This is a genomic window from Acinetobacter sp. YH12046, assembly GCF_013419905.1.
In the GTDB taxonomy this organism is placed as follows: Bacteria; Pseudomonadota; Gammaproteobacteria; order Pseudomonadales; family Moraxellaceae; genus Acinetobacter.
Genome location: NZ_VOZF01000014.1, coordinates 56,084 through 68,958, shown reverse-complemented (window position 1 = coordinate 68,958; position 12,875 = coordinate 56,084). Strand labels below are relative to the sequence as shown.

11 protein-coding genes and 1 pseudogene are annotated in these 12,875 nt (G+C 43.9%); 7 read left to right on the top strand and 5 right to left on the bottom strand.

The features are described 5' to 3' along the window. From FTU03_RS09940 to FTU03_RS09925, 4 genes and pseudogenes are all read right to left on the bottom strand, one after another. Nucleotides 1–85, bottom strand: a pseudogene (locus FTU03_RS09940) (IS5/IS1182 family transposase); the annotation flags it as partial. A 250-nt stretch (nt 86–335) separates the two neighbouring features. Then, a complete protein-coding gene (dut, locus tag FTU03_RS09935) occupies nt 336–788 on the bottom strand; it encodes a dUTP diphosphatase (protein WP_179992886.1) in 453 nt (150 codons plus the stop codon). 65 nt (nt 789–853) lie between these two features. Beyond that, nucleotides 854–2,893 carry a DNA helicase Rep gene (gene rep, locus FTU03_RS09930; protein ID WP_159124471.1) on the bottom strand — a complete coding sequence of 680 codons (2,040 nt, stop codon included), beginning with the start codon at nt 2,891–2,893 and terminating at the stop codon, nt 854–856. A gap of 136 nt (nt 2,894–3,029) precedes the next feature. Further along, nucleotides 3,030–3,683, bottom strand: a complete 654-nt coding sequence (locus FTU03_RS09925) for an OmpA family protein (RefSeq protein ID WP_159124472.1) — start codon at nt 3,681–3,683, stop codon at nt 3,030–3,032. Nucleotides 3,684–3,936: 253 nt separating this feature from the next. Here FTU03_RS09925 and FTU03_RS09920 point away from each other — a divergent pair, with 253 nt between their 5' ends. The 6 genes from FTU03_RS09920 (at nt 3,937) to FTU03_RS09895 (ending at nt 8,503) form a co-directional block, all read left to right on the top strand. Then, nucleotides 3,937–4,863 (top strand): acyltransferase, encoded by a 927-nt coding sequence (locus FTU03_RS09920; RefSeq protein WP_179992885.1) that lies wholly within the window; start codon nt 3,937–3,939, stop codon nt 4,861–4,863. 17 nt (nt 4,864–4,880) lie between these two features. Continuing rightward, the gene (locus tag FTU03_RS09915; protein ID WP_159124474.1) at nt 4,881–5,945 is read left to right on the top strand and encodes a preprotein translocase subunit SecA; all 1,065 of its coding nucleotides are present in this window, start codon (nt 4,881–4,883) and stop codon (nt 5,943–5,945) included. 158 nt (nt 5,946–6,103) lie between these two features. Beyond that, a complete protein-coding gene (gene minC, locus FTU03_RS09910) occupies nt 6,104–6,814 on the top strand; it encodes a septum site-determining protein MinC (protein ID WP_179992884.1) in 711 nt (236 codons plus the stop codon). A gap of 64 nt (nt 6,815–6,878) precedes the next feature. After that, the gene (gene minD, locus FTU03_RS09905) at nt 6,879–7,691 is read left to right on the top strand and encodes a septum site-determining protein MinD (RefSeq protein WP_166137968.1); all 813 of its coding nucleotides are present in this window, start codon (nt 6,879–6,881) and stop codon (nt 7,689–7,691) included. Between the two features lie 2 nt (nt 7,692–7,693). Further along, entirely contained in the window at nt 7,694–7,966 is a 273-nt protein-coding gene (minE, locus tag FTU03_RS09900; RefSeq protein WP_004783265.1) for a cell division topological specificity factor MinE, read from the top strand. Nucleotides 7,967–8,215: 249 nt separating this feature from the next. Then, on the top strand, nt 8,216–8,503 hold the full coding sequence (locus tag FTU03_RS09895) for a PA4642 family protein (RefSeq protein ID WP_004783267.1): 288 nt from the start codon (nt 8,216–8,218) through the stop codon (nt 8,501–8,503). 61 nt (nt 8,504–8,564) lie between these two features. On the opposite strand, the gene FTU03_RS09890 is transcribed toward FTU03_RS09895, so the two are convergent. Beyond that, entirely contained in the window at nt 8,565–11,615 is a 3,051-nt protein-coding gene (locus FTU03_RS09890; RefSeq protein ID WP_179992883.1) for a DNA translocase FtsK, read from the bottom strand. A 238-nt stretch (nt 11,616–11,853) separates the two neighbouring features. Here FTU03_RS09890 and trxB point away from each other — a divergent pair, with 238 nt between their 5' ends. Next, nucleotides 11,854–12,813, top strand: coding sequence for a thioredoxin-disulfide reductase (trxB, locus tag FTU03_RS09885; protein WP_004783272.1), 960 nt, complete (start codon nt 11,854–11,856; stop codon nt 12,811–12,813). Nucleotides 12,814–12,875 lie beyond the last annotated feature (62 nt).

The window sequence follows — 12,875 nt, the reverse complement described above, 5'->3', positions numbered from 1 at the left end:
CCATTTCACTAAAAACTGCTCGAGGTACACCAACCAAGCGCTGGAATTCAGAATCTGAAAAACGATTTAATTTCTGATATTTCATGAAATCTATATTGAGGCAGTTTTTACTTTCGCAAGAGGTCTATTATTTATCATCTATTTTCTTAAATTCTGAATGATTTTATTTTTCTATTTAAATGATACTAAAAATTTATTTAAATATTTTTCATTGAAATAAAATTCAAGAATAAAGTTTATTAAATAGCTCTGTCATTTTTTTATTGTTTTTATGATTAAAACTCTAAAAAAAGATGACTTAACTCAAAACATCCAAGTTAAGTCATCCTTTAATTTTAGTTTTTACCAGTATGACCGAAACCGCCCGCGCCACGCTCGGTTGCTTCAAACTCATTCACCAGATCAAATTCGGCCTGTACCACTGGCACTAATACATACTGAGCCAAACGCTCACCTGGTTCCAGGCTAAATGCAGCCTGACTACGGTTCCATACAGAGACCATCAGCTCGCCTTGGTAATCCGAATCGATCAAGCCAACCAGGTTACCTAAAACGATCCCATGTTTATGACCTAAACCAGAACGTGGCAAGATCAAGCCAGCAAATTCTGGATCTTCAATATAAATCGCCAAACCAGTTTTTACTAAAACTGTTTGACCTGGTTCAATTACAGTCGTTTCGTTGACACATGCACGAAGATCGAGTCCTGCTGAGCCAGTTGTTGCATAAGTCGGCAATGGCCATTCCTGCCCCAGACGCGAATCAAGGACTTTCACCTGAACTTTCATGTATTTATTCCTGTTGTTTAATATCAAAAAATTTAAAGAATCAAAATTGTAGCGTTCTGTTACTTTTACCGTTTAATCAAGGCACGCAAATTATCCAGATAGTGCTGAGCCTGCTGTTTTGGATCAATATTGCCTGCAAGTTTTTTCTTGCGACCTAACCATTCCAGTTCATCTTCTGGCAGCTCATCCAGGAAGCGGCTTGGGGTCATCTGTTTCATCTGTCCACCCGCCTTACGCTGTTCCGCTAAGGTAATAGTCAAGCCCTGACGCGCACGGGTAATCCCCACGTACATTAAACGACGTTCTTCCTCGACTGTTTCGGCAGCAATCGAGTTCTTATGTGGCAAAATTTCTTCTTCCAGTCCGATTAAGTAGACATAAGGAAATTCCAGACCTTTGGATGCATGCAAGGTCAGAAGGTTAACCTTATCGGTATCTTCTTCTTCCTGCTGCTGTTCCAGCATATCGAGGAGCACCATCTTACGGATGACACTTTCAATATTCTTTTCATCGACATCTTCTGCACGATTGATCAGACTCTGAATACTGCTATACAGCACTTCAATATTATCGAGTTTGGTTTTTTCCTGTGCCGGCGTCGCTGCGGATTCCTTGATATAGTCAATATAGCCGGCTTCCACCATCATCTGGCGGATAATCGGTACGGGCTCATCATCTTCCAGCAAGTTACGGGTAAAGTTATTGATAAAATCTGAAAATTCTGCCAGTTGTGTGGTCGCTTTCTTTGGGATCACCATGGTCAGACGTTGATCGCCTGCTGCTGACAGTAGAGACAGATTATTTTCCTGGGCAAACAGACCGAGTTTTTCCAGCGTCACCGGGCCAATGGCACGTTTCGGTGTGTTAATAATCCGCAGGAAAGCGCTGTCATCTTCCGGGTTAATGATCAGACGCAGGTAACTCATAATGTCCTTGATCTCTGCACGCGCAAAGAAAGACTGACCGCCAGAGAGCTTGTAAGGAATCTGCATCTGGCGCAGCTGAGTTTCCAGAATACGTGCCTGGAAATTACCACGATACAGAATCGCGTAATCTTTCCAGTTTTTACCATTCATCAGCTTATGCGTGATCAGGTCTTTCACTACGCGTTCTGCTTCATCATCATCATTACGACAAGTGATGACCCGAATCACTTCACCGTGACCTTTATCTGACCAGAGCTTTTTATCAAAGATATGCGGGTTGTTGCCAATTACGGTATTGGCAGCTTTTAGAATACGGCTAGTGGAACGATAGTTCTGTTCCAGCTTGATCACTTTCAGATTCGGGAAATCCTGTTGTAACAGCGCCATATTTTCTGGCTTGGCACCACGCCAGGCATAAATCGACTGATCATCATCCCCTACAGCGGTGAACTGCCCCATGACCCCGACCAGTAATTTCACCAGAATATACTGTGCCGTATTGGTATCCTGATATTCATCGACCAGCAAATAACGTACACGGTTCTGCCATTTATCCCGAACTTCAGCATTTTCCTGTAACAGACGCGTTGGCATCACAATCAGGTCATCAAAATCGACGGCATTATAGGCACGCAGATTTCGCTCATAAAGTTGGTATAAATGCGCGAACTGAACATCTTCTGGCGTTTCACAGGTGGTATGTGCTTGCTCTGGTGGAATCAGATCATTTTTCCAGTCGGAAATCATCTTCATCGCTTTAGCAATCAGTTCTTTGCTTTCAGCACCTGAAAGATTATCGCGATGCATCAGATCCATCAGAATCCGCTTACAGTCATCGGCATCCAGAATCGAGAAATTATTTTTTAGCGGTGTGTGTTTGAGCTCTAAACGTAATAAATTTAGACCAAAAGTATGGAAGGTCGAGACTGAAAGGCCTTTGGCTTCTTCTCGGGTCAGCAATTTGGTGACACGCTCTTTCATTTCACGTGCCGCCTTGTTGGTAAAGGTCATTGCCGTAATCCGGTGAGCCGGAATCCCGCAATGCTTGACCAAGTACGCGATTTTTCTTGTAATTACCGAGGTCTTGCCTGAACCCGCTCCGGCAAGTACTAACAAGGGTCCTTGAGTATATTTCATGGCTTCAAGTTGCTTGTCATTTAACTGACTGGCGAGTGACATATGGCTTCCTCTTCTAGATTCGGCTCCGATTATAGTCATCTCATGCCCAGATGCCTAATTGAAAATTCATTTTCCTGCGTCATCTTTCAGACATAAAAAAAACCACCCGAAGGTGGTTTTTCTACAAAATCAGTGATTACTGAACAGCATATACTGCAATTTCAACACGACGGTTTTGTTCTTTACCAGCTGCAGTTGAGTTGTCTGCGATCGGGTTCGCTGAACCAAGACCTTGTGCATTGATACGAGTACGTGCTACGCCTTGACCAGCAAGGTAGTTCGCAACAGATTGTGCACGTGCTTGAGACAATGGAATGTTGATTGAGTCATTACCAGTGCTATCTGTATAACCAGTTACCAAAATACCACTTTGGCTGTCTTCAGTCAGAACTTGAGCAACTTTGTTCAATGTTGCATAGAAGTTTGGTTTGATGTTTGACTTGTTAGTATCAAATGTAATCGCACCAGGCATTACCAGGTTGATTGAACCGTCTGGATTACGGTTTACATCTACACCAGTACCCGCAGTCGCTTGACGTAATTTTTTCTCTTTATTGTCAAGGTAAACACCCGCTGCACCACCAAGTACTGCACCGATTGCAGCTGCACGGTTGTTTTGACGGCTAGTATTGGCATTACTTTTAGAAATACCATAACCTGCAGCAGCACCAATTACTGTACCCAAAGCTGTTTTGTCGTACTCAACACCACCCAGGTTATTGCCAGTAGTTTGACAACCTGTAAGTGCTACTGCCCCTGCTACAGCTGCTGAAATTAATAGTGCACGCATTGCATGCCTCCTTTGTAGTGTAATTTGTATCTTAGGTCAGATAATGATTTAAAAATAATGGGATAACCATTGAATTTTTGTTAATAATAAATCTTTTAGTAATATTTTGTAATGTTTATGTGTAACCAGTTTCCTGAATTTCATCATAGTTTCTTCATAGTTTAACGATCGGACTTTTCTATTCGATCAACTCCCTCTATATTGTTCAAAATGTGATGAAATTTAGACGATTATTCTCTGGGACTGTTTTTATATGTCATCTAAAAGCAAGCAACAAACGACTTTTAAAAAACTTACCTGTGGCCTCACGGTGACATCCGTTATGACTGGCAGTACTTTTTTCCATGGGCCACCCGTACTGGCTTTGGGACTGACCAAACTTTTTAAGAAATCTTCCAAGATTGATGAAACTAATATCAAGATTACCAATAGCTGGTTAAGCGTAAATAACTGGTTGATTGACAATGTCCTGAAAAATACCAAATGGCAAATCAGCATTGATGAATCTCTGGATCTTAACATGCAGGGGCGTTATTTAATGACCTGTAATCATCAGAGCTGGGTGGATACCACAATAAACCAATATTTCGGTTTAACGCGCATGCCTCTCACCCGCTTCTTTACAAAATGGGAACTAATTTTTATTCCATTTGTAGGTCAAGCCTTTAAAATTCTGGGCTTCCCGATGATGAAACGGCATAGCAAGGAACAGATTGCCAAAAACCCTTCCCTGAAATATCGGGATATGGAAGAAGCACGCAAGGCATGTGAACAACTGGTTAGCCAGCCATTTACTTTGCTGAATTATCTGGAAGGCACACGCTTTACCCCAGAAAAGCATGAACAGCAAAAATCGCCTTATAAGCATTTGTTGAAGCCTAAGGCGGGGGGTCTTGCGCTGGCACTGAATATTCTGGGGGACAAAATTGATGCACTGGTGGATATGACTATTGTTTATCCTGATGGCGTGCCAGGTTATGGGGAATTCTGGTTAGGCGAAGTTCCGCGTATTGCCGTGAACTTAAGAAAAATTGACATTCCGGACTGGGTACTCGGCGGCAATTATGAAGATGATGCAGATTACCGTGCACGTTTCCAGCAATGGGTAGACCAGATCTGGACTGAAAAAGACCAATTAATTGAGCAAATGCAGCAGAGCCTGATTTCTGCTTCTGCCTGACATTTGCCAGAGAGACTATGAAGAACGACAACCCGGACCTCGTGTCCAGCTCATTTAAGTTTATTCGCAAAGGTACCTGGGGCTGGAAAATTGCACTGATTTACGACATTTTCATGATGGTTGTCATCATCATCAATTTGTTCTGTCTCTGTGCCAATGCCATTCTGATGAGCGATTTTGGGCACTGGTTGTTTGACTTCATTCGTCTGCCTGATGTCTTACAGTTTTATAAAAGTGAATTACGTCCCTGGGTAATGATTACCGAGGGATGGTTTACCACCTTCCTGATTATTGAGCTCATCGTTCGCTGGTTCATTGCCATTGTTATGCGTCACCATGCCCGCTGGTGGTTCTTCCCCTTTGTGCACTGGTATGAAATTTTATCCATCATCCCCCAGCTACGTTTTCTGCGTCTGTTACGTGCAGTCGCGATTGGCTACAATCTGCATAGCCATGGATACAAAGTCATACCGGCAAGCTGGTACAGACGGGGCAATTTCTACTATAACCTGCTGATGGAAGAGCTCTCGAGCCGTGTAGTATTGACGGTACTGGATGGCATTAAACGTGAACTCAGCACTAGCACATCACATAAACAATTAATTGATGATTTGATTGAACATCACCGTAAATTACTGGCTATTGCTTTGGCAGATATCTTGCAAGAGTCTTTGGGCAAGGAATTACAGGCACAGCGCTTCATGATTTCAAAAAATGTCGGGCAAGTCGTCAATCAGGCCATTGAAGATACACCTGAACTCACTCAGCTTCTGCGTCTGATTCCCATTGTGGGCGGGCGACTGGAGCGACAGATCCAGAGTATTGGTCAACGTCTGGGAGAAAATATCACCCAAGGCCTGATTGATCCTTTTACACATAGCGGATCACAAGAAAACCCGACTTTTGCCATGATTTCAGATAAGATTAGCCAGATTCAGATTGAACATAATCCACATATTGATAAATTAGTCGAATCGGCTGTTTTTGAAACACTTGAAGCCATTCAAAAACAGGTCAAAGTAAAACAGTGGCAACAGATTTTAGAAGAACACGAACAAAATCAGGGCTCAATAGATAGATGAGTTTTCATTTGCAGACTCGGCTAAGATAAGCTGATTCTATTCGTATAAAAAAAATAACTTGGATCGCTAGAGAATTAACGAAATTTGTTCTAGGATTTGCACTATTTACAACATTGCTTCGACATAAAACAGCAAGTCAGAAGTATTAAGGAAAAATTATGGCTGACATACGGATAAAAGGCAGAATGGTCAATGCGCTACGCATTAGCCTCGATACCAATGATCATGATGCAATCCGCCAGCAACTGAAACCAAAATTACAAGCGGCTTTTCCGCCAGGCACATTGGCGGTGATTGAAAGTTCAGTCGATCAGGAACTGATTGCCCTGATCCAGTTACTGATTGATCTCGAAGTTCAGCCTATGGCAGTGACTGAAGGGATTCTGGGGGATCAGGCTCGTGCGATTCAGTTCCCTGTTCTGCCACCAGACCGTCAGTTACAGGAAATTAAGGCGACCAAAGAACAGGTCATGGAAGTCAAATCCGAATCTGCTGCTGACGATGAAAAAGCTGATGCAGCACCGATCGTCGCGCATATGACTTCTTATCACGATGAAATTCTGCGCACCGGCCAATGCATTGTGCAGAATCAGGGTGACATTATTATTACGGCCGGAATAAACAGTGGTTCAGAAGTGATTGCTTCAGGCAATATCCATATTTATGGCAGCGCGCGTGGCCGTGTGATTGCAGGTGCGGGTGGCAATACTGCAGCGCGTATTTTCTGCCATGCGCTGGAGGCCGAACTGATTTCTATTGCAGGTACTTACTGTGTGGCCGACGACATTCCACCGAATGTTGTGAAAAAACCCGTGCATATTTACTTGAATGATCAACAAGAGCTTGTATTTGAAGCTCTACAATTTTAATGTATAAATAAACACCAAAAACCCCATTTTATAGGGGATTTGAACCATAACAGGAGTGGATTCGGTGGCGAAAATTGTTGTCGTAACATCAGGCAAAGGTGGCGTAGGTAAGACTACAACAAGTGCATCTTTTGCAACAGGTTTAGCCCTACGTGGCCACAAAACTGTGGTAATCGATTTTGATGTAGGCTTGCGTAACCTTGATTTGATTATGGGCTGTGAACGCCGTGTAGTATATGATTTTGTAAATGTTCTCAATAACGAAGCACGATTACAACAAGCACTGATTCGCGATAAAGATATTGAAAATTTATATATTTTACCTGCTTCACAAACACGTGATAAAGATGCTTTAACTGATGAAGGCGTAGAACGTGTAATGGATGAGCTTTCACAGGAATTTGATTATATCGTGTGTGACTCACCTGCAGGTATTGAACGTGGTGCCATTTTAGCCATGTACCATGCAGATGAAGCTATCATTGTGACTAACCCTGAAATTTCTTCAGTACGTGACTCTGACCGCATCATTGGCATGTTAGATAGTAAAACTAAAAAAGTAGAACAAAACGAAGGTCGCATCCGTAAACACCTGTGTATTACCCGTTTCAATCCGGAACGTGCCGATAAACAGGAAATGTTAACGATTGACGATATTTCTAAAGATATTTTACGTGTTCCAACCTTAGGTGTTATTCCTGAGTGTCCAAGCGTTCTACAGGCATCGAATGAAGGTAAACCAGTGATTCACTTTACCGAATCTGCCGCAGGTCAGGCTTATGATGACCTTGTAGCACGTTTCCTGGGTGAAGAGCGTCCTTACCGTCATATTGAAGTAAAACCTAAGGGCTGGTTAGCACGATTATTTGGAGCGTAAACATGGCTGGATTCTGGAGTAAACTTTTTAGTAGCGAGGATAAACCATCAAGCGCACAAACCGCGAAAGACCGTTTGAAAGTCATTGTTGCTTCTGAACAGGGTTTGGGGCGCCGTTTGAGTCAGGATAAAATTGACCAGATGAAGACAGAGATCATGCAAGTGGTCAATCGCTACGTCCGCGGGGTTGATGAACAGCACATTCAGATGCAGGTACGTTCTGAAGCAAACATTGAAATGCTTGAAATGAATATCAATTTACCTGAAGAGCGATAATCTGAATTTTGATTAGTCAAGTAAATTGATTCAAGGCAAAATATGAGCCTCAACAAAGCGCCGCTTTGTTGAGACGCAAGACCAGAAGCTTGGCTTCGCGTAGACTTGATAGTAATTAGTATTTTTTTTACCTCATCTCAAAACGTGAAGTGATACTTCGAATAGACAAAGTGCATGATAAGACTTTGCCTCTTGCGAACTCATATTTTGCCTTTTTTCATGCCGAAGAATTACATCAAGGAGATTGCGATGGCATTATCTCAACCAGCGACCTTTAACGAAGAATGGTCAGATGAGCGTGTATATGCCTACCTGAATCAGCTTCCTCCTGCAGGCGTCAATGCAGATTTTCATGTGCTTTATCATGCATTCAAGCATATGCGCCCTTTTGATTATGAACGCCTACTAACCAAATTTGTCGCAGACGGTCGCGATCTTAACGCCACCAATCCGGAAGGACAGCGCATTCATGACGTGATTGCCACTTATCCGCGTCAAAGTGCCGAGTTCCTCGCAGTATTAGAAAAATTTGCATAAGTTGTAATGCATAAAAAAGCCTGCTTAAAGCAGGCTTTTTTAATCGCTAGAGATTCTGGATTTAAACCAAGATCTCACGCTTCCCATTGGCACCCATTGAGCTGACAATGCCATTTTCTTCCATCTGGTCAATGATCCGTGCAGCACGGTTATAACCCAGACTGAACTTACGCTGCAAAGATGAAGTTGATGCTTTGCGGGTTTCCAAAACAAAAGCCACACACTGATCATACAGCGCATCTCGATCAGATCCACCATCTCCACCATCCTCAAAGCCGCGACTAGACGGTTCTTCATCAAATGGAGTCAGGATCTCATCCACATAGTTAGGCGCCCCACGTTCACGCCATGCATCACAGATCCGGTTCACTTCATCATCGGCAATAAAGGCACCGTGTACGCGCTCCGGCTCAATTTTACCCGGGCCAAGGAACAGCATATCACCATGACCGAGCAGATCTTCTGCACCACCTGCATCGAGAATGGTACGTGAGTCGATTTTCGAGTTCACACGAAGTGCGACACGTGTCGGAATATTCGCCTTGATCAGACCAGTGATCACATCTACTGAGGGACGCTGAGTTGCCAGTAACAGGTGAATACCGGCAGCACGGGATTTCTGTGCCAGACGGGTAATCATTTCTTCGGCTTTTTTACCGACCTGCATGATCATATCCGCAAACTCATCCGCCACAATCACAATCGATGGCAATGGCGTTAAGCGCGGTGCGCGTTCCCCTGCGACTGATTCACTCGCTTTCCAGGTTGGATCAAATAGCTCTTCACCATTGGCAAGCGCCTCTTCTACCTTACGGTTATAGTCGCTGAGCTTACGGATTTTCAGGAAGGACATCAGTTTGTAACGGCGTTCCATTTCATTTACACACCAGTTCAAGGCACTGACTGCATCTTTCATATCAGTTACAACTGGGGTTAACAGGTGTGGAATATCGTTATAGTTGGCCAATTCAAGCTGTTTCGGATCGATCAGGATCAGGCGTAACTGGTCTGGTGTGTACTTCAATAGCATCGATAGAATCATCGAGTTAACCGCCACCGACTTACCAGAACCCGTAGTCCCTGCTACCAGCATATGCGGTGCTTTACCCAGTTCAGTAATCACCGGATTGCCCGAAATATCCTTACCCATGGCCATCGACAAAATGCCATCTGGATCATTGAATTTTGGAATCTGTACCAGTTCAATCAAACGCACCATTTCACGGCTACTGTTCGGAACTTCAATGCCGATATAAGGCTTACCTGGAATAACTTCGACTACACGTACTGAAGCCATTGACATCGAACGAGCCAAGTCACGTGAAATATTAGTGACTTTGGAAGCTTTCACACCAGGCGCAAGGTCCAGTTCAAAACGGGTCACGACTGGGCCTGGCTGAGCCTCGACCACTTTGGCTTTAACGTTAAATTCCTGAAGCTTGATTTCCAGAAGTTCTGATAAACGGGATAATTGCTCTTCAGTGAAATTCACTTTTTTGTTCGGATCGACTTTATCCAGCAATTCCAGACCCGGCAATGGTGACAGGTCTTTACGGCGCTCAGCGACCTGCATGGCACGTGACATTGGACGACCAGCGGCATCGGTCAGTGGCGCATCGAAGTCAAACTCGTCTTCATCCTGAGGCTTACCGGCAGTTTCATGCCAAGCTTCAATAAATTCTTCTTTGGACAATGCTTCCCGAACTGCTGCATTGGTCGCTGCGGTTTGAGCTGCTGTCTCTACACGCTGAATCGGTGCCTGAACAAAAGCAGAAGATTGGGCATAACTTGATGCACGTACAGGTGCAGGTTTTGGTTCATCAGCTTCAACCAGTAAATCGTCCAGATCCTCAAAGTCCGCTTCCAGGCTGGTATTTTTAATCGCATGTGCAGCCATAAGTGGAGCAGCCGCAGTTGAGCTGATTGTTCCAGCATCTTCTACAATTCTGAGGGATTTTTCAGCTACTGCTGAATTGAACGGGCTATGCACATCCGTTGCGGTTTTACCTTGCGGGACTGCGGCCAATAACTCATCAAAAATTTCATCATCATCCCAGTCCAGATTATTCTTGGCGGTAGATGATGATGTCACTTCATGAGCATTGTGATTCGTTGACGCAGCTGCAAATGCATCAGGAGAAAAATCAGCTTGCTCTTCTTCTGCAGCTTTAAGCAAAGCATCGATATCCTGCTTGTGACGCTGGTCTTCATTGGAATGTAACGCACGCCACACCTCTCCTGTTGCCACCACACGATCCGGCTCTACTGTTCGCGGTGCTTGTTCCTGAACAGGTTCTGAAGCTGATGTCTGTACAGGTTCAGAAATATCTTCTTCATAGTGGTGAGGCTGGTGCGATTCTTTATCTGCAAAATCCTCAAACAGGCGTTCAGCGACATGATCGCGAACTACAGGGTCGACTTCTACCAGATCATGCTCAGGTGCGGCAGTGACTGGTACTGTCACTTTTTTGGCAGCTGCTTTTACCGCTTCTTTTTTCATTACAGGCGCAGTACGGTCAAAATCCGACATGCCTTCTGGTACATTACGATAGAACAGATCTTGCAGATAAGCAGGCGTTGCCTTGAGACTGCTCCAGGTCTTGTTCCATTTCACACCAAATGCCAAGGTAAACAGAACTACCCAAAGCACCAGCAAGAAAAAAGCTGCGCCATAGACAGTTAGTAATTGTTCAAGGCTTTGACCCAGCTCATAGCCAATAATGCCACCTGAAGAATTATCCAGCGTATCGGCTGGAACTTGCCAGAACAGGAACAGCAACGCCGATGTAGTCAATAACAGGAAGAATTGGGCAGCATAGCGGAATGGACGGTTCAGGAAGCTGCGCGGCCACCAGACCTGGATTGCTTCCATAAACAGATACACAGGGATCAGCAGGCTTGCCCAGCCGAGAAAGCCAAATAACAGGTCTGAAATCCAAGCCCCTGCAACCCCACTGGCATTTGAAACTGTCTGCGTATCACTAGAGATATGCATCCACCCCGGATCAAATGGTGTATAGGTCACTGTTGCAAGAAACAGATAAATCCCAAATGAGACTAAAAATAATGTCATTACTAAGCGCTGTGCATAGGCACTCGACACCGCTGTCATATACTGTCCTGTAACCAATTCTTCATGAATATTCTTTTGCTGGTATGCTTCAAAAAAAGCGTCGCAATAAAATGCATATTATGCACCTGTTGCATCAAAAAAGATGCATTATTGTGTACTTCTTCTATATAGCCCAAATCGATTTCGATGATCAATAATATCGACTTTAATCTCACACCACTGTTATACAGTTTCACGTATAATTCAATAAATTTCTAAATAAAAAAGGATACAGCGAATGAGCGCACGTCACTCACGACTGATTATTTTAGGTTCTGGCCCTGCTGGCTATAGCGCAGCAGTCTATGCAGCGCGTGCAAACTTAAAACCGACCCTGATTGCAGGTCTGCAACTGGGTGGTCAATTAACCACAACGACTGAAGTAGATAACTGGCCTGGCGATCCTGAAGGTCTGACTGGTCCAGCTTTAATGGAACGTATGCAGGCTCATGCAGAACGTTTTGGTACTGAAATTGTTTATGATCATATCAATGAAGTTGACCTTAACGTTCGTCCATTCGTCCTGAAAGGCGATATGGAAGAGTTCACTTGTGATGCCCTGATCATTTGTACTGGTGCAACTGCGCAATACCTGGGTCTGGAATCAGAAGCTGCATTTATGGGTCAAGGCGTGAGCGCTTGTGCAACCTGTGACGGTTTCTTCTATAAAGAACAAAAAGTGATGGTTGTGGGCGGTGGTAATACCGCTGTTGAAGAAGCGTTATATCTCTCTAACATCGCTTCTCATGTGACCCTAGTTCATCGTCGTGATACGTTGCGTTCTGAAAAAATCCTGCAAGACCATCTTTTTGAAAAAGAAAAAGAAGGAAAAATCAGCATTATCTGGAATCATCAGGTAGAAGAAGTGTTGGGTGATACCACTGGCGTCACTGCGGTACGTTTAAAATCAACTCAAGATGATTCAACTCAGGACGTTGAAGTATCAGGTCTATTTGTTGCTATTGGTCATAAACCAAATAGCACTATGTTCGAAGGCCAGCTAGAACTGCGTGATGGTTATATTCAGGTACAAAGCGGTACCGCAGGGAATGCCACCCAAACCTCTATCCCGGGTGTATTCGCTGCAGGCGATATCGCAGACAGTATCTACCGTCAGGCGATTACTTCTGCAGGTTCAGGCTGTATGGCGGCACTGGATGCAGAAAAATATCTCGATGCAATGGGTAAATTAGACTAAGCAGCGAAAATAAAAAGACCGTCCATCATGGGCGGTTTTTTTATGTATGATAAAAACAGTCT

What these genes read in the sequence shown, in the direction of transcription:
- FTU03_RS09915 (WP_159124474.1), top strand. Translation starts at nt 4,881, where the DNA reads ATGAAGAACGACAACCCGGACCTCGTGTCCAGCTCATTTAAGTTTATT.
- FTU03_RS09890 (WP_179992883.1), bottom strand. Translation starts at nt 11,615, where the DNA reads ATGACAGCGGTGTCGAGTGCCTATGCACAGCGCTTAGTAATGACATTA.
- trxB (WP_004783272.1), top strand. Translation starts at nt 11,854, where the DNA reads ATGAGCGCACGTCACTCACGACTGATTATTTTAGGTTCTGGCCCTGCT.
- rep (WP_159124471.1), bottom strand. Translation starts at nt 2,893, where the DNA reads ATGTCACTCGCCAGTCAGTTAAATGACAAGCAACTTGAAGCCATGAAA.
- FTU03_RS09925 (WP_159124472.1), bottom strand. Translation starts at nt 3,683, where the DNA reads ATGCGTGCACTATTAATTTCAGCAGCTGTAGCAGGGGCAGTAGCACTT.
- FTU03_RS09920 (WP_179992885.1), top strand. Translation starts at nt 3,937, where the DNA reads ATGTCATCTAAAAGCAAGCAACAAACGACTTTTAAAAAACTTACCTGT.
- minE (WP_004783265.1), top strand. Translation starts at nt 7,694, where the DNA reads ATGGCTGGATTCTGGAGTAAACTTTTTAGTAGCGAGGATAAACCATCA.
- dut (WP_179992886.1), bottom strand. Translation starts at nt 788, where the DNA reads ATGAAAGTTCAGGTGAAAGTCCTTGATTCGCGTCTGGGGCAGGAATGG.
- FTU03_RS09895 (WP_004783267.1), top strand. Translation starts at nt 8,216, where the DNA reads ATGGCATTATCTCAACCAGCGACCTTTAACGAAGAATGGTCAGATGAG.
- minC (WP_179992884.1), top strand. Translation starts at nt 6,104, where the DNA reads ATGGCTGACATACGGATAAAAGGCAGAATGGTCAATGCGCTACGCATT.